This is a genomic window from Phyllobacterium trifolii (assembly GCF_014192095.1).
Classification (GTDB): Bacteria; Pseudomonadota; Alphaproteobacteria; order Rhizobiales; family Rhizobiaceae; genus Phyllobacterium; species Phyllobacterium trifolii.
The window spans coordinates 40,958-63,251 of record NZ_JACHXN010000016.1; the positions used below are offsets into that span (position 1 = coordinate 40,958).

21 protein-coding genes are annotated in these 22,294 nt (G+C 55.9%); 7 read left to right on the top strand and 14 right to left on the bottom strand.

All coding sequences use genetic code 11. The annotated features are described in order from the left end of the window. The first annotated feature begins 2 nt into the window (after positions 1–2). Genes trpC through FHS21_RS21225 form a run of 3 tightly spaced genes read left to right on the top strand, consistent with a single transcriptional unit; the run spans position 3 to position 2,518 of the window. Entirely contained in the window at positions 3–821 is an 819-nt protein-coding gene (trpC, locus tag FHS21_RS21215) for an indole-3-glycerol phosphate synthase TrpC (protein WP_112529251.1), read from the top strand. Further along, the gene (gene moaC, locus FHS21_RS21220; protein WP_112529253.1) at positions 818–1,309 is read left to right on the top strand and encodes a cyclic pyranopterin monophosphate synthase MoaC; all 492 of its coding nucleotides are present in this window, start codon (positions 818–820) and stop codon (positions 1,307–1,309) included. Before trpC ends, moaC begins: the two co-directional genes overlap by 4 nt. Then, positions 1,310–2,518: a molybdopterin molybdotransferase MoeA gene (locus FHS21_RS21225; RefSeq protein ID WP_112529255.1), complete on the top strand. Its 1,209-nt coding sequence runs from the start codon at positions 1,310–1,312 to the stop codon at positions 2,516–2,518. Here FHS21_RS21225 and FHS21_RS21230 read toward each other — a convergent pair. The 6 genes from FHS21_RS21230 to FHS21_RS21255 form a co-directional block, all read right to left on the bottom strand. Then, the gene (locus tag FHS21_RS21230; protein WP_112529257.1) at positions 2,510–3,565 is read right to left on the bottom strand and encodes a Gfo/Idh/MocA family protein; all 1,056 of its coding nucleotides are present in this window, start codon (positions 3,563–3,565) and stop codon (positions 2,510–2,512) included. The genes FHS21_RS21225 and FHS21_RS21230 overlap by 9 nt on opposite strands. Beyond that, complete coding sequence (locus FHS21_RS21235; protein WP_112529259.1) at positions 3,565–4,347, bottom strand: ThuA domain-containing protein; 783 nt, start codon at positions 4,345–4,347, stop codon at positions 3,565–3,567. The genes FHS21_RS21230 and FHS21_RS21235 overlap by 1 nt, the downstream gene beginning before the upstream one ends. Positions 4,348–4,380: 33 nt before the next feature. Then, on the bottom strand, positions 4,381–5,388 hold the full coding sequence (locus FHS21_RS21240) for an ABC transporter ATP-binding protein (protein ID WP_112529261.1): 1,008 nt from the start codon (positions 5,386–5,388) through the stop codon (positions 4,381–4,383). A 10-nt stretch (positions 5,389–5,398) separates the two neighbouring features. Next, a complete protein-coding gene (locus tag FHS21_RS21245) occupies positions 5,399–6,229 on the bottom strand; it encodes a carbohydrate ABC transporter permease (RefSeq protein ID WP_112529263.1) in 831 nt (276 codons plus the stop codon). Beyond that, positions 6,229–7,179, bottom strand: coding sequence for a carbohydrate ABC transporter permease (locus FHS21_RS21250; protein ID WP_112529266.1), 951 nt, complete (start codon positions 7,177–7,179; stop codon positions 6,229–6,231). The genes FHS21_RS21245 and FHS21_RS21250 overlap by 1 nt, the downstream gene beginning before the upstream one ends. A 100-nt stretch (positions 7,180–7,279) precedes the next feature. Continuing rightward, positions 7,280–8,542, bottom strand: a complete 1,263-nt coding sequence (locus FHS21_RS21255) for an ABC transporter substrate-binding protein (protein ID WP_183663847.1) — start codon at positions 8,540–8,542, stop codon at positions 7,280–7,282. 322 nt (positions 8,543–8,864) lie between these two features. Between FHS21_RS21255 and FHS21_RS21260 the strand changes: the two genes are divergently transcribed. Further along, complete coding sequence (locus tag FHS21_RS21260; RefSeq protein WP_112529270.1) at positions 8,865–9,893, top strand: substrate-binding domain-containing protein; 1,029 nt, start codon at positions 8,865–8,867, stop codon at positions 9,891–9,893. Between the two features lie 118 nt (positions 9,894–10,011). After that, positions 10,012–10,731, top strand: coding sequence for a transcriptional repressor LexA (lexA, locus tag FHS21_RS21265; protein ID WP_112529405.1), 720 nt, complete (start codon positions 10,012–10,014; stop codon positions 10,729–10,731). Here lexA and FHS21_RS21270 read toward each other — a convergent pair. Next, positions 10,728–11,774, bottom strand: a complete 1,047-nt coding sequence (locus FHS21_RS21270) for a ComEC/Rec2 family competence protein (RefSeq protein WP_112529272.1) — start codon at positions 11,772–11,774, stop codon at positions 10,728–10,730. The genes lexA and FHS21_RS21270 overlap by 4 nt on opposite strands. After that, entirely contained in the window at positions 11,771–12,364 is a 594-nt protein-coding gene (locus tag FHS21_RS21275; protein WP_158482226.1) for a hypothetical protein, read from the bottom strand. Before FHS21_RS21275 ends, FHS21_RS21270 begins: the two co-directional genes overlap by 4 nt. A gap of 47 nt (positions 12,365–12,411) precedes the next feature. On the opposite strand from FHS21_RS21275, the gene gltX reads away from it, so the two are divergent. Together gltX and gltA are read left to right on the top strand one after the other, a co-directional pair. Further along, positions 12,412–13,839 carry a glutamate--tRNA ligase gene (gltX, locus tag FHS21_RS21280; RefSeq protein WP_112529276.1) on the top strand — a complete coding sequence of 476 codons (1,428 nt, stop codon included), beginning with the start codon at positions 12,412–12,414 and terminating at the stop codon, positions 13,837–13,839. 144 nt (positions 13,840–13,983) lie between these two features. Beyond that, positions 13,984–15,276, top strand: coding sequence for a citrate synthase (gene gltA / locus FHS21_RS21285; RefSeq protein WP_112529278.1), 1,293 nt, complete (start codon positions 13,984–13,986; stop codon positions 15,274–15,276). A 51-nt stretch (positions 15,277–15,327) separates the two neighbouring features. Here the strand turns inward: gltA and lpxB are convergent, their stop codons facing one another. From lpxB to bamA, 6 genes are read right to left on the bottom strand one after another with little or no spacing between them, the layout of a single operon-like run. Next, a complete protein-coding gene (gene lpxB, locus FHS21_RS21290) occupies positions 15,328–16,506 on the bottom strand; it encodes a lipid-A-disaccharide synthase (protein WP_112529280.1) in 1,179 nt (392 codons plus the stop codon). Beyond that, positions 16,506–17,399, bottom strand: coding sequence for an LpxI family protein (locus FHS21_RS21295; RefSeq protein ID WP_183663849.1), 894 nt, complete (start codon positions 17,397–17,399; stop codon positions 16,506–16,508). Before FHS21_RS21295 ends, lpxB begins: the two co-directional genes overlap by 1 nt. Further along, a complete protein-coding gene (lpxA, locus tag FHS21_RS21300) occupies positions 17,383–18,210 on the bottom strand; it encodes an acyl-ACP--UDP-N-acetylglucosamine O-acyltransferase (RefSeq protein ID WP_112529284.1) in 828 nt (275 codons plus the stop codon). The genes FHS21_RS21295 and lpxA overlap by 17 nt, the downstream gene beginning before the upstream one ends. 8 nt (positions 18,211–18,218) lie before the next feature. Further along, positions 18,219–18,704 carry a 3-hydroxyacyl-ACP dehydratase FabZ gene (gene fabZ / locus FHS21_RS21305; protein ID WP_112529286.1) on the bottom strand — a complete coding sequence of 162 codons (486 nt, stop codon included), beginning with the start codon at positions 18,702–18,704 and terminating at the stop codon, positions 18,219–18,221. After that, on the bottom strand, positions 18,697–19,752 hold the full coding sequence (gene lpxD / locus FHS21_RS21310) for a UDP-3-O-(3-hydroxymyristoyl)glucosamine N-acyltransferase (protein WP_112529288.1): 1,056 nt from the start codon (positions 19,750–19,752) through the stop codon (positions 18,697–18,699). Before lpxD ends, fabZ begins: the two co-directional genes overlap by 8 nt. A 53-nt stretch (positions 19,753–19,805) precedes the next feature. Then, positions 19,806–22,181, bottom strand: coding sequence for an outer membrane protein assembly factor BamA (bamA, locus tag FHS21_RS21315; protein ID WP_112529290.1), 2,376 nt, complete (start codon positions 22,179–22,181; stop codon positions 19,806–19,808). Between the last annotated feature and the right edge of the window lie 113 nt (positions 22,182–22,294).

Below are 22,294 nucleotides of genomic sequence, written 5' to 3' on the forward strand. Positions count from 1 at the left end.
CCATGGTTGATATTCTTCGCAAGATCGAAGCCTATAAGCGCGAGGAGATCGCTGCTGCCAAGACGCGCGTCACACTCGATGAGCTTAAGATACAGATAAAGGATCAGGACTCGCCGCGTGGTTTTCTCGCTGCCCTGCAAAAGAAACGCGCCGCCGGACAGTTCGCACTTATCGCCGAGATCAAGAAGGCCAGCCCTTCGAAAGGCCTGATCCGTCCGGATTTCGATCCGCCGGCCTTGGCGAAAGCCTATGAGGCCGGAGGAGCCGCGTGCCTCTCCGTGTTGACCGACGCGCCGTCCTTTCAGGGCGCTCCGGAGTTCCTGCAAGCCGCCCGTGCGGCGACCAAACTACCTGCCCTGCGCAAGGATTTCCTGTTCGATACCTATCAGGTCTATGAAGCGCGCAGCTGGGGTGCCGATTGCATACTTATCATTATGGCAAGCGTTACCGACGACGTAGCCCGTGCGTTGGAAGAAGCGGCTGTTGCGCTCGATATGGACGTGCTTGTAGAAGTGCACGATGAGGCAGAGCTCGAGCGTGCGCTGAAATTGAATTCGCCATTGCTCGGCATCAATAATCGTGACCTGCGCACGTTCAACGTGGACCTGGCCGTATCGGAACGCTTGGCGAGAATGGTACCGTCGAGCAAGTTTCTGGTCAGCGAGAGCGGTGTGTTCAAGCATGCCGACTGCCAGAGGCTGGCCAAATCCAACATCGGCACATTTCTGGTCGGCGAAAGCCTCATGCGCCAGGATGACGTGGCGGCGGCCACGAGAGCACTATTGCAGGGCACCGCAGACGAGCAGACAGACGCGGCATGACAACACCCAAGCTTACGCATCTCGACGAGACGGGCGCCGCCCACATGGTCGATGTCGGCGCCAAGGTTGATACGGAACGGGTGGCGGTTGCCGAAGGCTCGGTGAAAATGCGGGTGGAAACGCTGGCGCTTATCAAATCCGGCAATGCTGCCAAAGGCGACGTGATTGGAACGGCGCGTGTTGCCGGGATCATGGCGGCGAAAAAGACCCATGAGCTGATCCCGCTTTGTCATCCGCTGCTCTTGAGCAAGATATCCATCGATATCGAGGCCGATGACGCCTTGCCGGGCCTACACGTCGTCGCAACAGTCAAATTGACTGGCAAGACCGGCGTGGAGATGGAAGCGCTGACCGCCGTTTCTGTTGCATGCCTGACGATTTACGACATGGCGAAGGCAGCAGACAAGGCAATGGTCATCCAGGATATCCGCCTTCTGCAAAAGACCGGCGGCAAGTCCGGTGAATGGTCAGCAGCGCACGAGGGATAAATGTCAGGACTTCTTCCAGTCGACGAGGCACTAAGGCGTATTCTCGCCAGCGCAGAGAAACTCGAAGCAGAGCTTGTCCCGCTTGCCGCAGCCGGTGGTCGTGTTCTCGCTACTGATGTTCACGCCAAACGGCAGCAGCCCCCTTTTGCAGCCTCCGCAATGGACGGATACGCTGTTCAGGCCGCCGACGTGGCGGCTGTTCCAGTCACGTTGAAACTGATTGGGCAATCGGCAGCAGGGCATGCGTTTTCCGGCACTATGAAAGCAGGCGAAGCTGTTCGCATCTTCACCGGAGCGCCGGTTCCCGATGGTGCGGACAGTGTCGTGATTCAGGAAAATACGGTTGCGGGAGATCGCCAGGTCGAGATCACAGAAACCGTCACATTCGGCAGGAATATCCGTAGAGCCGGTCTGGACTTCGATGAAGGCGATCTGCTGCTTCAGGCTGGACGCGTTCTAGATTCAGCCGCGCTTGCCCTAGCCGCCGCAGCCAATCACCCGACGCTCGGAGTGTTTCGGCTGCCTCGCGTGGCTATTCTCGCGACTGGCGACGAATTGGTTACTCCAGGTGAGAGTTACCGGCCGGATCAGATCATTGCCTCCAACAGTTATGGACTGGCCGAGATCGTGCGCCAGGCTGGCGGGGTGCCGATCGATCTAGGTATAGCCGAGGACCGGCTCGAAGCCTTGAGCGATGCGCTTGATCAGGCTGTGGCGGCCAAGGCAGATATCCTGGTCACGCTTGGCGGTGCTTCGGTCGGAGACCATGATCTCGTTCAGCCTGCGCTCGCTGCCAAGGGCATGGAACTCGATTTCTGGAAAATTGCGCTGCGCCCAGGCAAGCCATTGATGTTTGGCCGCCTGCAGGACATGAAAATACTCGGCCTGCCCGGCAACCCGGTCTCGAGCCTGATTTGCGCGCATGTATTTCTGATCCCGCTGATCCACGCCATGCTCGACTTGCCCCATGCGCCTGATCTCCGTTCTGCAGTTCTTGGCACCGACATGGGCACCAACGACCAGCGTCAGGATTATGTCCGCGCGCGCATCACCAAAGACGATAGCGGACAACTGATCGCGACGCCCTTCGTTATGCAGGATTCATCCATGCTGAAGTTTCTGGCGGACGCCAACGGCCTGATTGTCCGTGAACCGCATGCGCCCGCGATCAAGGCGGGATCGGCATGCAGCGTGATGATGCTACGCTGATCCTTCGAGACGGTGTTCCTTGCGGTCGACTTCGGTGACGGTAGCAAGGTCGATTGCCTTCTGCAATTTGGCCGCGTGACGGAACGACGGCTCGAGCGTTCGACCCTGCCCCACGGCTTCGACAAAGCGTTGGTAATTGGTCGGTACCGGCTCGACATCGATTTCCTTCCAGGTCGCCGTCTCGATATCGTCGCCAAGGCAAACGAAGAGTTTGGATCCGTCATGCCGGTGCTGGATTTCAAATGAACCCTTGTCGCCATAGACACGCAAACGCAATTCATTGACGTGTCCAGTGGCCCAGCGACTTGAATGTACCACGCCAAGCGCTCCATTGGTGAAGCTCACCGTCATGGTGAAACTGTCATTCGCATCGAGTTGATACTCACCGATCCTGTTGCCGTCGGCTTTGTCAAAGGCTTTTAGACGGCAGAAAACCTCGTCGATTTCCGTATCGGTCGCGTAGACGACAAAATCGAGAATGTGGACGCCTACATCGCCGAGAGTGCCGTTGGACCCATGCTGTTTCGACAAGCGCCACAGCCACTGGCTTTCCGTGCGCCAATCGCCCCAGACTTTTGATACGAGCCAGCTTTGGAGATAGGACGCCTCGACATGCCTGATTTTACCAATCTGACCGCTTGTCACCAATCTGCGGGCTGTTTGTAACTGTGCTACGTTGCGGTAAGTCAGGTTGACCATGCCGACGAGATTGGCCCTTTCTGCGGTCTCGGCCATTTCCATGGCATCGTGATAGTTGGTTGCCAGAGGCTTTTCGCAAAAGACGTGCTTGCCGGCGGCAAGACATTTCATTGTCGTGGAATGATGCGCGCTGTCAGGGGTTACGTTGGCGACGGCATCGAACTCTCCCCAGGCAAGCGCATCCTCAAGTGACGTGAACGCCCGTTCGAACGAGTATTTGTCACGGAACGCTTCCGCCCTGCCCTTGTCGACGTCAACCGCACCGGCAAACGAGACACCTTCAATGTCGATAAAGTTTCTGGCGTGGGCGCTCGCCATGTGGCCAGTCCCCAGGATTAATAGACGCATTAACGAAAGCCTTCCTCGCCGGACTCGTGCAAACTGCCGCCGCGTGCCGTGATCGGTTCCAAAGCTTTCTCAATCGGCACATTCGGCGCCTCTGTAATATCCGGAAAACGCGGTGGATTATACGCCCAGTTCACCGCGTTGCGCAGCACTAGCCCCACAGTTTCGTCATGATACGTCGGATAGGTTTCATGTCCCGGACGGAAGTAGAAAACATTGCCTGCGCCCCTGCGATAGGTAAGCCCCGAGCGAAAGACTTCGCCGCCCTGGAACCACGATACGAATATTGTTTCCAATGGTTCCGGCACAGAGAATGGTTCGCCGTACATTTCCTCGTTTTCCAGCTCGAAAAATGCCGGCAATCCTCTGGCGATAGGATGTCCGGGGTTAACGACCCAGAGACGTTCCCGTTCGCCCGCCTCGCGCCAGTTCAAAGCGCAGGGTGAACCCATCAATCTTTTGAAAATCTTCGAAAAATGCCCCGAATGCAGAACGATCAGTCCCATCCCTTCCCAGACCCGCTGGGCCACACGCTCGACTATTTCGTCGGCAACGTCGCCATGAGCGCGGTGCCCCCACCAGACAAGGACGTCGGTCTCTTCCAGCACCTTGTCCGTCAGGCCATGCTCCGGCTCCTGCAGGGTCGTGGTCTTGACGCTGAGGTTGGTATCGCTCTTCAAAAGCTTGGCGATCTGGTTGTGCATGCCTTCCGGATAGATCTCGGCAACTGTTTTATTGATCTGTTCATGGACGTTCTCGCCCCAGATAAGCGTGCGAATTGCCATTGGTCTTTCCTTATCTTTGGTGTGGAGGTTTTATCAATTTGCCGCCGGGCGGCCTGATTGGTCGAAACGGTGGATGTTGTTGTTAACGGGCGCAACGCAAAGCAGTTCCCCCGGCTGTTGGTGTGCCGAGCCGTCCTGCCGTACCACCAAGGGCTCCTTGGCGCCGATATCGATATAAAGGAAGCTCTCGGATCCAAGGTTTTCCGCCAAAAGAAGCTTGCCTTTCCAGAGACCGTCCTTGTCCTTGATTTCCAGATGTTCCGGTCGCACCCCCAAAATGTCGGTCTTGTAGGCATCCGCGAATTGCTCAGTGAGGAAATTCATCTTGGGTGAGCCTATGAAGCCGGCAACAAAGATCGATTGCGGCTTTTCATAAAGCTCCAATGGCGTGCCAACTTGCTCGACATTGCCATCCCGCAGAACACAAATCCGGTCTGCCAGCGTCATCGCTTCCACCTGATCGTGGGTTACATAGATCATCGTCGTCTCATGCATTTTGGCGTGGAGCTTGGCTATTTCAAGACGGGTTGCGACACGTAGCGCGGCATCGAGGTTGGACAGCGGCTCATCGAAGAGAAAGACCTTGGGGTCGCGAACAATTGCCCGGCCGATGGCAACCCTCTGCCGTTGGCCGCCGGAAAGCTGCTTGGGAAGCCGGTCGAGATAATCCGTAATCTGCAGCATTTCCGCGGCCTTATGCACTCGCCGCTTGACGTCGTCCGCGCTGCCCTTGGCCAACTTCAGGCCGAATGCCATGTTGTCATAGACGGTCATATGCGGATACAGCGCATAGGATTGAAACACCATGGCGATACCGCGCTGGGACGGCGTCAGACTGTTGACGATCTTCTCATCGAACGCGAGCGTCCCGGACGTGATATCTTCAAGCCCCGCGATAAGTCGCAGCAGCGTCGATTTTCCGCAACCCGACGGGCCAACGAAAACCATGAACTCGCCGGCCTCGATTTCGAGGTCCACACCCTTGATGACATCATATTTGCCAAAGGATTTTCGGAGATCTTGCATACGAATAGTAGTCATTTGAAGCCCCTTAGCCTTTGACACCGCCGGCTGTAAGGCCGGAAATAATCTTGCGTTGAAAGATGAGGACGAGGACGACCAACGGCACCGTGACGATCACGGAGGCTGCCATGACGATCCCCCACGGTACCTCGTGCGCGCTTGAGCCGGTAAAGAGGGCGATGGTGACCGGCACGGTACGGGTTTCCGTCGAGGACGTGAAAGTCAACGCGAAAAGGAACTCGTTCCAGGCCGCGATGAAAGCAAGCAATCCGGTCGTTACCAGCGCAGGCCACATGAGGGGCAGGAACACCCTTGTTATGATCACCCAGGGCGTGGCGCCATCGACGATCGCGGCCTCTTCAATCTCGACGGGCAGATCACGCATGAACGTCGTGAGTACCCATACCGTAAATGGCAACGTGAAGATCATGTAGGAAAAAACCAAGCCGCCGAGTGTGTTATAGAGACCCAGAAGCCGGATAACTTCGAAGAGCCCGGCCAGGACGGCTATCTGCGGGAACATGGAAACTGACAGAATCGTCAAAAGCAACAACGACCGCCCGCGAAACCGAACCCTGGACAAGGCAAAGGCGGCCGTAACCGCCATCAGCAGGGACAGGGTCACGACGCACGCCGATACAATGATGGAATTCAACAGGTTGCGGGCAAAACTTCCCGAAGCGATAACGTTCACATAATTCGCTACGGAGAACGAAGTCGGCCAATATTCGATCGTGAAAATCGCACTGCCGGTCCTAAAACTCGTAATGATCGCGTAGTAAAACGGGAAAACCGCGCAAACAACGATCACAGCGACAAGCGCATAGAACGCTGTGTTTTTGATGATGGACATCGGCATCAGCGCTCTCCTCCGTCCAGCTTTACACGGCCGATCCAGATCGCCAGCATGGTCATGAGCGCTATAACCAGAAACAACAGCGTCGACTGCGCCGAGCCGTAGGCGAACTTATCGAAGTCGATCAGATTCTCGCGCGCCAGAACCGACATGGTCTTGGTCTGGGCGCTGTTGGGCGTCAGCACATAGATCAGATCGAAGATTCGCATTGCATCGAGCAGCCGGAAAATGATCGCCACCATCAGCGCTGGTTTCACCAGCGGCAACGTGATCCGAAAGAACTGCTTGACCGGATGAACGCCATCGATACGCGCCGCTTCATAAATGTCACCCGGGATCGTCTGCAGACCCGCAAGGATCAAAAGCGCCATGAATGGCGTAGTTTTCCACACATCGACGATCAGCACAGCGATCATTGCGGTATCGGAACTTGCGGTCCAGGCAATCGGATGGTCGATCAGCCCCACGCGCATGAAGAGGTCGTTGAGGATGCCGAACTGATCATTCAGCATCCATCCCCACATGCGGGCCGATACGATGGTCGGGATCGCCCAAGGGATAAGGATAGCCGCTCGAACGATGCCTCTGCCCTTGAATTCGGCATTGAGGACGAGAGCTATGATCATTCCAAAAACGGCCTCCAGCGCCACCGAGACAACGCTGAAGCGAACCGTGTTCCAGACAGCATTCCACCATGCCGGATCGACCAGCAGACCGGAATAAATCGTCCGCCCGCTTTTGAGCTGTATCCACGAAAGATAGTTCTTGAAGCCTACCCACTTGGCCGCATCGATGTTGGTCAGCGAGGCATCAGTAAAGGAAAAATAGATCGTTCGGAGCAGCGGCCAGCCCGCAACAACCGCCAAAGCCAAAATCATGGGAAGAAGAAACAATCGTGCGGAGCGCGAGCGCTGACGCAAGAGTTCCGAACGTACAGTGGGAGACGCTGTCATCAAATTCCTGCCCGCGAAGGTTACATTCAGGTTTGATCAGGCAATCGATGCGGATGGTCCATGGTAGGTCCAATCGCGCCGCGCCGTCGACTGGCAGGGATTACCAGCTACCACCCTGAAGTTCCGTCAGCTTGGCTTCCAGAAGTTCAAGATTATCTGCAGCAGTTCCGTTGCCGGACAAGGTGTCGTGGACCGCGCTCCAGAACATCGACGACACTTCGTTGTATTTGACCTTCGTGGGTGCGGATGGACGAGGCACGGCTGTCTCGAATACCGGCTTCCAGTTCGTGATTACCGGTTGAGCCGCGGCAATATCCTTGTCGTCATAGAGAGCCTTCAGCGTAGGCAAATTGGCGATTTCGATCGCCCGTTCCTTCTGTTGTTCAGGCGCGGCCAGGAATTTGACCAGTTTGATCGCTTCCTCCGGTGATTTTGTATATTTCGAGATCGCAAGATTCCAGCCGCCCAACGTCGCGGCAGAACTCTGCCCCTCTTTCGAGCTTGGGAGGGTCGTCACATCGAACTTGCCCTTGATCGCGCTGTCCAGGCCATTGCCCAGCGCATAGGCATAAGGCCAGTTGCGCATGAAGACGGCGTTCCCCGTCTGCCAGACGCCGCGGCTCTCCTCTTCCGTATAGGCTAGGACACCCTTTGGCGTAATCGTATCGATCCAGCCCTTTGCCCGGTCGACTGCGGCGACTGCTTCCGGATTGTTGATGGAGATCGTCCCGTCAGGCTCGATAATCTGGCCGCCACCTGAAGACTTGATCCATTCGAGCGCGTTGCAAGTCAGGCCCTCATAGGCGTTGCCCTGGAAAACAAAGCCATACATCGACTTGTTACCAGCTTGGCGCTCGCCCTCCTGGATTTCCTTGGCGGTCGCAGCCATCTCGTCCCAGGTTTTGGGAACCGGCTTCTTGTATTTCTCCAGAAGATCCTTGCGGTAGTAGAAGGCCGGCGCGTCCGTGTACATCGGCATGGCAACGAGTTTGCCATCAACCGTCTGGCTTTGGATCATCGATGGAAAGTGTTGATCGACGACATCCTTCATGGCCTCAGTCAGATCAAGAAACTGGTCGGCCAATTGCGGCGCCCAGATCACATCCGTGCGGTAGACATCGATGTCCGTATTCCCCGCGGCAAGCCAAAGCCGGTACTGTCCAAACTGGTCGGAGCTGTTTGCAGGCATGGCGACAATTTTGACCTTGTTGCCCGTTTCCTTTTCGAAACGATCGAGCTGCTTGCGCAGGAACTCGCGCCCGTTACCCGTATCACCGGAGACGATTGAAAGGTCGGCGGCGAACGCGCCCGAACAGATCAAGGTTGTAGCCAAAAGGCCCGCAAGGATTGATTTCGCTCTCATGATTTCCTCCCGTAAATCCAAGATGGAACAACGCGCGTTGGCGGTGCGCTGTTCCAATTTATGAAAACTCCTCCTCAAACACTTTGAAGCATTAACGTAAAATACAAATCCAAAGCGCTTTGGGTAAAAGGTGACAAAGGCCAGTCCTGCTGTCAAGTTGGAATATCCGATGTCTGTTAGAATCCAGCGGATAACAGCGATCTTATTTCTACCCGCTTCCATCTTGAGTTGAAATTACTTCCAAAGCGCTTCGAAATTGCGCTATAGTTAGGCTCTAAACGTCGTCTGATAAACTGAAATTAGCACTCTTGGATCGTCTGATATGAAACTCAAGGAACTGGCCGAACAACTTGGGCTCTCGCAAACGACGGTCAGCCGCGCACTCAATGGCTACCCGGAGGTCAACGAGGCAACAAGGGAGCGGGTTAACAAGGCCGCCCTCAAGTTTGGCTATAGCGCCAACGCCAATGCGCGCCGCCTGGCAATGGGGCGTGTCGGCGCGATTGGAATTGTCGTGCCTATTCACAGCAGCGAGCGTTTCGGCCCGCATACCAGCGAGTTTTTGTCCGGCCTTGCAGAGCGTCTCTCTCGTGACGAAATCGATTTTCTGATCACCCCCCTGATCAACAATGACGAGATTTCCGCCTACAAGCGCCTGATTTCCAGCAAGCGCGTCGACGCGATGATTGTCTCGCACCCTTCCCTTGTCGATGAACGTGTTGCCATGCTTGCAGAAGCGCAATTTCCGTTTGTGCTTCACGGGCGGACAAACATAGATACACCGCACGCCTGGCTAGATATCGACAACAAGGGTGCCTTCTATCAAGCAACGTCGCATCTGCTCGATCTTGGCCACAAGCACATTGCCATGATCGATGGTCTCAAAGGTTTCACCTTCTCCGAGCACCGCGAGGAAGGCTATCGTGATGCGCTGACGGAACGCGGCATTTCGATTGACCCCAATTTTATCGTGCATGATTGTTTTTCCGACGAGATCGGTTTCCGCGAAACACAACGCTTCCTGTCCCTAAAGCCTCATCCAACCGCCATTCTCGCAGGATCGATGATGACAGCGTTGGGCGTTTCCCGGGCGATCCGCGCCAAGGGCTACCAGCTTGGCAAGGAAGTTTCAATCATCGCCCATGATGACGTCTTTCCCTACCTCAATGCCAGCAACATGGTTCCGGCGATGACGACGACACGTTCTTCGATAAGATCGGCAGGTACCCGGATTGCAGAAATGCTTGTCCGCTTGCTCGATGGCGAACCACCGGAAACCATCCACGAAGTTTGGCCGGTTGAACTGATTCTGCGCCAATCCAGCGGCCCCCCGGTTATTCCGGCTAAGTAACAGCTAACCCGTGTTTCTCGGCTTCCGTACACCTCATATTAATCCTTGTGGAACACAACTGGAACAGATAGTGTTTGTTCTGGTTTTGTTTTTTCCGATTCCACGCAAAGGATCGCCGATGCTCACGCGTAAACAACATGAACTCCTGCTCTTCATCCACGAGCGTTTGAAGGAGACAGGCATCCCACCTTCGTTCGACGAGATGAAGGATGCATTGGATCTTGCGTCGAAATCCGGCATACACCGGTTGATCACTGCCCTCGAAGAGCGCGGTTTCATTCGCCGGCTTGCAAACCGTGCAAGAGCGCTGGAGGTTTTGCGCCTGCCGGACTCCATCGCTCCCGGCCTCAACGCCCAACGGAAATTCTCGCCAAGTGTCATCGAGGGAAGCCTTGGCCGAAATGTCGCCCCCGCCCGGCCACAGGCGCGATCCTCCGACGATATAAGCGCGTCGACGGTCGTCAGCATCCCGGTCATGGGCCGCATCGCCGCTGGTGTGCCGATTTCCGCAATCCAGAACCAGACCCATATGATCGGCCTGCCCCCGGACATGATAGGGAGCGGCGAACACTACGCGCTCGAAGTCAAAGGCGATTCCATGATCGAGGCCGGGATTTTCGATGGCGATACGGTCGTGATCAAGCGTGGTGATACTGCCAATCCGGGCGAGATCGTTGTCGCACTGGTCGACGACGAAGAGGCGACGCTGAAGCGGTTCCGCCGTAAAGGAGCGTCAATTGCGCTCGAAGCGGCAAATCCGGCCTATGAGACGCGGATTTTCGGCCCGGATCGCGTTCAGGTTCAAGGAAAGCTTGTCGGTCTGATACGGCGATACTAGCAGTCGCCCGGCTTTTCGCAGCCTGATGCCTCACCGCTATCAGCATTCACACGCTTGCGGGATTTGTAGTCTGCGATATTGCGCGCGGCACGCGAATACACTCGATAGGCGTTCCAAGGCCGGACCGGTGGTCCTACGGCGTAATTGATGGCAGCGGACTGAAGGCGCCGAGCGCGAGAAGCGTTGGCCTCGGCAAGGATGATGTCCGGCGGATTATTCTCGTTGTTTGTGTTGGATGGGCGAATAGGATCGCGCGACTTTAAACTAATCTCTGCGGTACCGTGCAGTGCAAGATCGCGCTTGGTAAGTACGAGTATGTTCTTGTCCTCGCACGTCGTGGGTCCGGCCGAGTATGCCAGAACAACGATATCTCCCTCCTGGCAGGCGGATGACCTCTGTGCAGCTTGGTCCGTATAGGCGATTATCAATCCGCCCGGCTCGCGTGCGGTACAAACGTTTTCAATACATTCAAACTGCATTTCTTTAGAAATTGCGCCAGCCTTCAACGGCTTTACCACCTCGTCTATACCATAGCCCTGCTGCCAATTGTTTAGAGTGAACGCACTGCCGGATGCTCGATTGACCGCCAGATTGCCGTCATCATTGCGCAATGCGACCAGTTTTCCGTCCTCTGAAACAATGATCTGCGGCTCCTGCACTCGCATCATCAGCAAGGCCGCACCTAACAATAAGGGTATGCCGCACAGCCGAAGACGCGTCGACAGGAACAGCAACATCACAAGACCAATGCTCATGAGGATCAAGGTGCCTTGCGGCATAAGGCCGAGATTGCCGCTGGGGGAGCGCGAAGCGACCATTTTTGCAAGAGCGATGACGACCTCGATGCCCTGTCCCATGACCGTAAACGGTAGCCAATCCAGATCGAATGGCATGGCTAGCAAACCGAGCACGGCAAATGGCATGACAGCAACTGAAATGACCGGCAGCGCGAGAGCGTTACCGATAAGGCCGAATGGTGCCGTATTGTTGAAATGATAAGCCGCAAAGATTGAGCTCGCAGTCCCGGCTACCACCGATGTCATGGCAATAGCGCATCTCGTGACATCGCTTTGACACGGCCCGTCATCCGAGTTGTGACTTCCGAGCCAAGCATCCGGGTTCCGGCCCGGATCGTTTCGACTTTGCCAAAGAGCATGCCGGCGACAAGTGCGATCGCGAATAAAAGAACAAGCCGCATCACGGGTCGCGCCTGCGCCAAGGCATGACAACCGACGAGAAAAGTCATCCCTGAAAGAATGGCACTCAGCCTCGGTTCGACAGCTGCGTTAAAATAGAAAATCGCACCGATACCCGCAAAGACAGGTAAGAACAGAAACAACGTGCCGCGATCCACCTCGCAGTTGAATGCCTTGGGAATCGCGAGAGGCACGGAGTGAAGTTGCGTTCGTGCAGAATTGCGAAGTCCACGTAACTTGGTAGGCCAGCTCTCCTTTTCAACGACTAAATCACTGGTCCGCGTTTGAGTCGCGATTTCATAACCGCCGCTGTCGGGACGGAGAAAAAACTGCTGTTCTCTGGTCTTTGTTCTGGTAGCAGGACCTTCCATTTGCTTTCCGGTTCTGCCAGTGCCCTTGCACAGCAGCGGTGCTATGCTACATGAACGCCAGATCAATTCGATTGGACGTTCGGCTAATACGCCGGGCACCTGCTGGAGAACTTATGTCATCTTCCGTTGTCACCCGTTTCGCACCCTCTCCGACCGGTTATTTGCATATCGGCGGCGCCCGCACTGCCCTGTTCAATTGGCTTTATGCCAAACATACGGGCGGCAAGATGCTGCTGCGTATCGAGGACACGGATCGGGAACGCTCTTCGGAAGCAGCCGTAACTGCCATTCTCGACGGTCTAAAATGGCTGGGTCTTGATTGGGATGGCGATGCCGTGTCGCAATATGAGCGCGCGCCCCGTCACCGCGAAGTTGCAGAGGAGCTTGTCACCAGGGGTAAGGCCTATTATTGCTATGCTTCACAGGCCGAGCTTGAGGAAATGCGCGAGAAAGCACGTTCTGAAGGCCGCCCACCGCGGTATGACGGCCGCTGGAGGGATCGCGATCCCAAGGAAGCACCCGAAGGTATCAAGCCGGTCATCCGCATCAAGGCGCCTCAGACGGGTGAAACACTCGTTCGCGACCAGGTTCAGGGCGATGTCCGGTTCCCCAACAAGGATCTCGACGATTTCATCATCCTGCGCTCCGATGGCAATCCGACCTATATGCACGCTGTCGTGGTAGATGATCATGACATGGGGGTCACCCACATCATTCGTGGCGACGATCATTTGACCAATGCGGCGCGACAGACGGTTATCTACGATGCTATGGGCTGGGATGTACCGGTGATGGGCCACATACCGCTCATTCATGGCGCGGATGGCGCAAAATTGTCGAAGCGGCATGGTGCGCTTGGGGTGGAGGCTTATCGCGCCATGGGCTATCTGCCCGCAGCGTTGCGCAATTATCTCGTTCGTCTCGGCTGGAGCCATGGTGACGACGAGATTATGTCCGATGAACAGATGATCCAGTGGTTTGAAATCTCGGATATCAACCGAGGCGCATCGCGCTTCGATTTCCAGAAGCTCGAGGCAATCAACGGCCACTACATGCGCATCTCGGATGATGCGGACCTGGTCAATGCCATGATCGACATCCTGCCGGAGATCGAGGGTGGCGCGGAGATGCTGTCGCGCTTGGATGACAACATGCAAAAGCAATTGCTCGCCGCGATGCCCGGCCTGAAGGAGCGCGCGAAGACATTGGTCGAGCTCGCGGACAGCGCAAAGTATCTTTTCGCAAAGCGGCCGCTTGCACTGGATGAAAAAGCGTACGCCTTGCTTAACGAGGAGGGTCGGAGCATTCTTTCCGGCGTACTTCCGGACCTTGCCGCAGTTGATGGATGGAGCGCTGAGCCGCTCGATGCTGCAGTGCGGGCGTACGCGGAAAAAACGGGGCTGAAACTCGGTAAAATCGCGCAACCCTTGCGCGCAGCTTTGACGGGAAGAGCAACGTCTCCGGGTGTTTTCGATGTATTGGCAGTCTTGGGAAGAGAAGAATCCCTTGGCCGCATAGAGGATCAGGCAAAAGGGCAATAGCACGCAAATTTGAGCGCATTTTTGCATTGCAACATCGTACCTTTCGAGTACGGTGTCGTGCCTGACAAGATAAGATTGTGGCCTCATTCGAGGTAGATGCTTTTGCGCTGGATCAGCGCAAGTCGAAGCAAGAAAGGAACGGCAATGTCTGAAAACAGCGTCAACATCGACCTGAATGGTCACGAATTCTCCTTGCCAATCAAAAAGGGGACCATTGGACCGGATGTCGTGGACATTGGGACATTATACAAGAACACCGGCGCCTTCACGTATGATCCGGGGTTCACGTCCACTGCTGCTTGCGAGTCGCAGATCACCTATATCGATGGCGATGAAGGCATCTTGCTGCATCGGGGTTACCCGATCGAACAACTGGCTGAACACGGCGATTTTCTAGAAGCCTGCTATCTCTTGCTCTACGGCGAATTGCCGACGAAGAGCCAAAAGGCAGACTTCGACTTCCGCGTAACCCGGCACACTATGGTGCACGAGCAGATGTCTCGCTTTTTCAGTGGTTTCCGCCGCGATGCGCATCCAATGGCCGTCATGGTCGGCTGCGTCGGCGCCCTGTCCGCGTTTTATCACGACTCGACGGACATTTCCGATCCGCATCAGCGCATGGTTGCTTCGATCCGTATGATCGCGAAAATCCCGACCCTCGCCGCGATGGCTTATAAGTATCATATCGGTCAGCCTTTCGTTTACCCGAAGAACAATCTCGATTTCGCGACGAACTTCCTTCACATGTGCTTCGCTGTTCCCTGTGAGGACTACGTACCAAATCCGGTTCTTGCACGCGCAATGGATCGCATTTTCATCCTGCACGCCGATCACGAGCAGAATGCATCGACGTCCACAGTTCGCCTGGCCGGTTCGTCGGGCGCTAACCCCTTCGCTTGTATCGCTGCGGGTATCGCCTGCCTCTGGGGTCCGGCTCATGGCGGCGCCAATGAAGCAGCGCTGCAAATGCTCGGTGAGATCGGCACCATGGATCGCATTCCCGAGTTCATCAATCGCGCCAAGGACAAGAACGATCCGTTCCGCCTGATGGGCTTTGGTCATCGCGTCTACAAGAATTACGATCCGCGCGCGAAGATCATGCAGCAGACGACGCGCGAAGTGCTCGCCGAACTCGGCATCAAGGATGACCCGCTGCTTGACGTTGCCATGGAACTTGAGCGTATTGCGCTAACCGATGAATACTTCATCGAAAAGAAGCTTTATCCAAACGTCGACTTTTATTCCGGTATCACATTGAAGGCGCTTGGCTTCCCCACCACCATGTTTACCGTGCTGTTCGCTGTTGCGCGCACCGTCGGCTGGATTGCCCAGTGGAAAGAGATGATCGAAGACCCGCATCAAAAGATTGGCCGCCCGCGCCAGCTTTACACAGGTGCGACGCCGCGCGATTATGTGAGCGTCGAAGATCGCAAATAGTCACCATCATATGGTCAAAAAAAAGGCGCCCACCCGGCGCTTTTTTATTGGTCATTTGTGTGAAGCAAATTCCAGCACTTTTTCTGCGGCAATCTCCCCTGCGGGACGCTCGGTCTGCATCAGCCTCGCAACCTTGTCGAAACTTTCAAGCTGTGCGGCGCGCCGGTGACCCGGAACCAGCAATTGCTCGATTTGACGGGCAATGGGGCCGGATCGGACAAAAATATTGAAATATTCTGGAACAACCGGCTCGTCTGCGATGATATTTGGAAGCGCCGCACTCCATACCTTGATCCTTGGCGCAATAAATGTCCGCGCCAGCCAGTCCGGCTTGTAGGAAAGGACTGTGGGAATACGCGCCAGCGCCAGTTCCAGCGAAACAGTTCCGGATGCTGCAAGCGCAGCGTCGGCCTCGGCGAAGGCTTTCAATCTCTCCGCTTCACCCACAACGATGCGAGGCTTCACTGTCCAGCTTGCAGTCAATTGCCGGACAAGTGGCTCGACCTTCGGCAGCGTCGGCAGAACGACGTTGATGCGATTGCCACGGTTTGCCAAAAGATCGATGGTCTCGCCGAATGGTTCCGCAAGACTGATGATTTCGGAGCGCCGAGAACCCGGCAGCACAACAAGGTTCTTCTCAGCCCGGTCCCCCAGGCTAGCGTCGCGCGCGCGATTTTGTTTTGCGGCTTCCAGCAACGGCGCATGCGATACCAGCCTGTGCCCGACATAGGTCGCAGGCGGGCCATCCAGATCCTTCAGAGCCTGTACCTCAAACGGCAGGATCGCCAGCACATGATCGATATAGGCGCGCATTGCCTTGGCGCGTTCCGGCCTCCAGGCCCACACGGAAGGACTGATGTAATTGATGATCGGGATCAAAGGATCAGCCGCCCTCACCTTGCGTGCAACGCGATGGGTAAAATCAGGGCTATCGATGATCACCAGACAATCTGGCTTCGCTACGACGATCGCCGTCGAAAGCTGCGAGATCCGGCGCAGAAGCTGCGGCAGCTTTTGAACAATCGCACTAAGGCCGACGAGCGCGATTTCATGCTGATCGAACAAGCTGTCGAGCCCGAGTGCGGCAAGATGCTCCCCGCCGACGCCGGTGAGCGTCACCTCGCCTGCATATTGCCGGCGCAGCGCTTGAACCAGATCGGCGCCCAGCAAATCCCCGGACTCTTCCCCCGTGACAATGGCAAGGCGCAAGGGCTTTGTCGCGGCAGTCATCAGGAGGATTCCTGTTCAAAGGTCTCGATGAATAGTCCAGCTTTGTCGGCAGCCGCAATAGTTTCGCCGTAGCCGAGGATCAGTGTGCGACGCGCCTCAATGGCAATGCCTTTGAGACCCGCCTTGACGGCATTCTCCACGGTACTGACCCCGATGGCCGGCAGGTCAGCGCGCACTTCCTGTTGCGGCTTGGCGCATTTGACCAGAACTCCACCCTTGCGATTGATGCGCTTGGCATGCCGCAACTCCGCCACGCGTTGCAGCATGGCATCGGTACCTTCGACGCCTTCCAGCGCCACGACGCGCCGGCCGATGGCGATTGCCGCCTGGCCGATATCAAGCGAGCCGATCATGATTGCAGCCTGCCGGGCGGCATGCATATTGGCGACGCTTTCCTGGTCAGCGCGCTTGCGCGTCAGCGTGCCTGGTGCTGGCGCAAGGATGTCGGGAACGATCTCGTGAGCGCCGAGAACGCGAAAACCATAGGATTCGATTGTCGCAATGACGGCGCGCAACAGGCCGTCATCGCCCAGCCGAAATGCCCGCAGGAAACGATAAAGCGCAACCAGATTGCCGTTTCCCGGTCGAAGTGCAGCGCGGAACTCCGGCCTGTGACGAATGCCGCCCGCGAGGACAACATTGGAAATGCCTTCGGCCTTGAGTATCTTGACCAGGCCGCCGAGTTCAACAATCGAAATCTCTGCGTGCTCACCGGCGTAGAACTCAGGTTCCGCCTCGCCTTTGATCGCAACAATCAAGGGATTGTCGCCAAGCTTCCGCAGACTTTGGGCGACGGCGACTGGAAGCTGGCCATTGCCGGCGACAATGGCGGTCCGTCCCGCTATCGGCGGGTGCAAAGCTTTCGATGGCGGTGTTTTAGCTGTTGTCGTCACTGTCACTGATCTCGATTGCGGAATCGAGTGGCGGCGTGCAATAGGCGCGCTTGGTATCAGTGGTAATGAAATCGACCAGATCGGCTACGGCGGGCGAATCCGGGAATGCCACGCGCACATCGTCTGCGCGGCTCTTGATCGATTTCGTACGGTCGAACAGCATGCGGACAGCATGACGCAGATTGTGGATTTCCGGACGCGCCATCCCCGATCGTTTCATCCCGATGATATTCAACCCGCCGAGATAGGCGTGGTTGCCGATAGCCATGCCATAGGGAACGAGATCGCTTGCCAAGGCAGCAAGACCGCCAATGAAGGCATGATGCCCGACACGTACGAACTGATGAATGCCCGCACCTCCGCCGATAATGACATTATTGCCGATGGTGACGTGCCCGCCGATCATCACATTATTGGAGAAGGTGACATTGTCGCCAATCACGCAGTCATGCGCGACATGCGCATAAGCCAGGAACATGCAATTGTCGCCGATCGTGGTAATGCCGCGGCTGCCATCCGTACCGCGATGCATGGTCACGCCTTCGCGGATCACGCAGTTCTTGCCGATGACGAGTGTCGTATAGCCGCCTTTGTGCTTGGTATTTTGCGGGTCACCCCCAAGAACAGCATTGGGATAGACCTTGGAACCGCTTCCAAGCGTCGTCGGTCCCAAGATCGTGACGTGGCCGATGAGTTCGACGTCATCGCCAATAACGGCTTCAGATCCGATGTGGCAAAATGGTCCGACAGATACCCTGTCTCCGATTTTTGCGCCCTGCTCGATAATAGACGACTGATGAATGCGAGACATAAAAGGGTTCAGACTCCAGACTCGTCTTCATCGGGAAAGCCGACCATGGCAGCAACTTCCGCTTCGGCAACCTTCACGCCGTCAACTTCGGCTATACAAGCATATTTGTGGATGCTGCCGCGCTGCTTCAGCTTCGTCACCCGCAGCTTCAGTTGGTCGCCGGGAACGACCGGCTTGCGGAACTTGGCGTTATCGATGGTCATGAAGAAGACCTTGCCCGGCTTGCCGCTGCCATTGTGAAAGAGAACGATCGCGCCGGCAGTCTGAGCCATGGCCTCGATGATCAAAACACCCGGCATGATCGGCAGCTCGGGAAAATGACCGGCAAAATGCGGCTCGTTGATGCTGACATTCTTGATGCCGGTAGCCGATACGTCACGGTCGATATCGACGATGCGATCGATCAGTAGAAATGGATAACGATGTGGCAGATTCGCCAGAAGTTTCTGGATGTCCGCAACTCCGAGGCTCTCCACTTTCACATTATCACTCATCTGAACCGCTCTCCTTCTTGGTTCGCGTCATCGCACGCACGCTCGCGATTTCACGGAACCACTGCTTGAACGGCTGAGCAGGCGCGCCAGCCCACCTCTCGCCGTCCGGTATATCGTTCATCACGCCGCTCGCCGCGGCGATCTCGACGCGTGAACCGATGTTGACATGATCCTTGATCCCGACGCTTCCACCGAGCATCGTCATGTCACCAAGGACCACACTGCCCGAAATGCCACATTGCGCAGCAATAACGCAATGCCGCCCTATACGCACATTATGGGCGATTTGCACGAGATTATCGATTTTCGTGCCTTCACCGATAGTCGTGTCAGCCAGAGCACCACGATCGACCGTTGTATTGGCGCCGATCTCGACATTGTCCTGAATAATGACGCGGCCGAGTTGCGGCATCTTGTCGAGCCCGGCTCTGCCAGGCACATACCCAAAGCCATCCTGGCCAATTCTTACACCCGGATGCAACAAGACGCGATTACCCAAAAATGCGTACTGAATCGAGCAACTCGGAGCGATATAGCAATCGCGACCAATCTTGCAGCCATTGCCGATGACGACATTGGCGGCAATAACAGTGCCGGAACCGATGGAAACATTGCTGCCGATGATGGCGCCCGGTTCAATCGTAACGTCAGTTTCGATCTCTGCGGACGGATGGACAATCGCGTGGGTCGATATACCGGTCTGTCCGCTCCACAAATGCGCATTGACGGCATTGGGATAGAGCGCGCGGCCAATGGCAGCAAAATCCTGCTGCGGATGACGAGTTACGATGATGGCGACGTTCTTGGGAACGCTTGCCTTGATTTCATCGGTACACAGTACGCCGGCAGCCTTCAGGCTACCGAGATCCAGGGCGTGTTTCTTGCTTTCGATAAAAACGACCGCATCAGGACCAGAATCCGAAAGCGAAGCCAGCCGCTTGACCGGCCGATTTGCCAATGAACTGTCCACGAGAACGCCATTGGTCAGACCTGCGATCTGACCAATTGTCACGTTCAACAGTGGCTCATAAAAGATAGGATCGGCCATCGGCTACTTTCTCCCCCGGGGAAACTTGCTCCCCCCGGGAGGTCAGCAATCTATCAGAACTTGCTCGACATGCCGAAGTTGAAATTCTGAACCTGATCGCCTTCAACCTTTTTGACCGGCACAGCATAATCGAAGCGCAGCGGACCGAATGGAGACGCCCACATGATACTGGCGCCGACCGATGCACGCCATTCCATTTCAGTTGTGCCCGCAGCTTCTGAAAGGTCGTTTCCATACAGGGTGGCCGCATCGGCGAACAAAGCACCGCGGATGCCTATGCTTTCTGGAACAACAGGCATCGGGAACTGCGTTTCCAGCGATCCGCTGAAGTAGGTCGTACCGCCGAGGAAGCTGCCGTCATCATCATCCACCGTCAAATCGCGTGGACCGATACCGGCATATTTGAAACCGCGGATCATTTCACTGTTGTTCTTGAAAAGATCGAACACCCGCAGGTCTTCGTCGCCGAAGCCAGCGATATAACCCGCGCCAACGCCGACCAAGCCGACAACGTCCAGCTCATCGGACAGCGTCTTGTAATACTGACCTTTGAATGTTGTCTTCAAGAAGTTGGCGTCGCCGCCGATACCCGCATACTCTTGATTGAACTTCGCGTAGATACCGTCATGCGGGTTCTTTGTATCGTCGATCGTATTGTACGTCAGCGACCAGCTAACCGATGACTTGATCCAAGGGCTTTCCTCTGCCGCATCGATGAAAGCCTGAGAAATCTCGGTTGGATCGGGTATGTCGGTGCCCGGTATCATCGCATCGTTATCAATCTCATACTTTTCTTCGGTGAGATTGTAAGCAACACCGGCCGTCAAATCATCGGTGATCGGCAGGCCGAAGCGGATGGTACCACCGGTCAGGTCCGTCTCGTACTTGTTATTCACGCCAGACTGACGCTTGAAGATATCGAAGCCGGCTGCAATGCGCTGACCAAGGAAGTATGGCTCGGTAAATGACAGCGAATAGGAACGGTTGTTGTCTAGACCGCCACCAGCAGCAATACGGACGTACTGGCCACGGCCGAGGAAATTGCGCTCGGTGATCGAAGCTTCAACCGTTGGCCCTGGATTTTCACCACCGGTCGTATAACCGCCGCCGATGGAGAATTCACCGGTCGACTTTTCAATAACGTCAACGACGAGCACAACCTGATCGGGCTGCGAACCGGGCGCCGTCGAGATGTTGACTGTCTGGAAGAATTGCAAAGCCTCTAGACGGCGCTTGGCACGCTGGATCAAAACCTGGTTGAAGGCATCGCCTTCACTGACATCGAATTCACGGCGGATGACGAAGTCGCGGGTCTTTTCATTGCCGCGAATTTCAATGCGCTCGACATAGGCGCGTGGGCCCTGATCGATGGCATAGGTCACGGAGATCGTATGATTCTCGAAGTTACGATCGCCGCGCGGCTCAACCTTGGCGAAGGCATAGCCCTGACCGGCAACCTTCTCGGAAACCTTGATGATCGAGTCTTCGACTTCCTTGGCGTTGTAGGTATCGCCTTCCCGGGTCTTGACAAGACCGTTCAACTGCGAGGTATCGACACCCTCGACCGAGCTTTCGATCTGAACGCCGCCGAACTTGTACTTCTCACCTTCTTCGACTGTGATGTTGATCGTATAGTCGTTGGTTGCCGGATCGAGGTCAGCCGTGGAGGAGATCACACGGAAATCCGCGTAACCGCGATTGTAATAGAACCGGCGAAGCGCTTCCTCGTCTGCGCGAAGGCGATCTTCGCTGTAGACGTCGTTCCGTGTCAGCCAGGAAAGCGGAGTGGACTTTTTGGTCGAGATAACGTCGCTCAGGCGGCGATTGCCAAAGGCCTGATTGCCGACGAAATTGATCTTGGCAATCTTGGTGCGATCGCCTTCATTGATCTCGAACACAACATTGACGCGCCCTTCGCCCAGATCCATCGTCCGGCCGGAGACCGTGGCATCGCTGCGGCCGACATTGCGGTAGGCGGCGCGTACAGCCTCGACATCGGCATCAAGCGTCGCCTGGTCGAAAGCGGCGCGCGGCTTCAACTGCACAGCATTTTGCAGCGCAGGATCCTTGATCTTCTTGTTGCCCTGGAAAATGACCTGGTTGACGACCTGATGTTCATTGACCTGAACGATCAATGTTCCACCCGACTGGCTGATACGCACATCGCTGAACAGGCCGGTGCCGAACAGACGCTTGGTTGCCGCATCGATGTCTGCATTGGAAAAAGGCTTGCCGGGCGTAATCCCCAGATTGTCGCGAACCGTCTGGGCATCCACACGTGTGTTACCGCGCACTTCAATGCGGCTTACTGTTGCCGCCTGTGCTACTGTTACGCCTGCCACCGTGGTTACGATTGCACCCGAACTCACAAGAGCCGCTGATATGGCGAGCGCTGACGCTGCACCAACAAATTTTGAACTTGCCGCCATAGGCCTTATGAACCTTCGTTTCTCGTTGTCCCCGGGCGAGACCCCGGAATAAGCACTTACTCGCACACCGTCATAGCCGGTTTTTACATACACGCAAGGCTTACGGTTAAAAT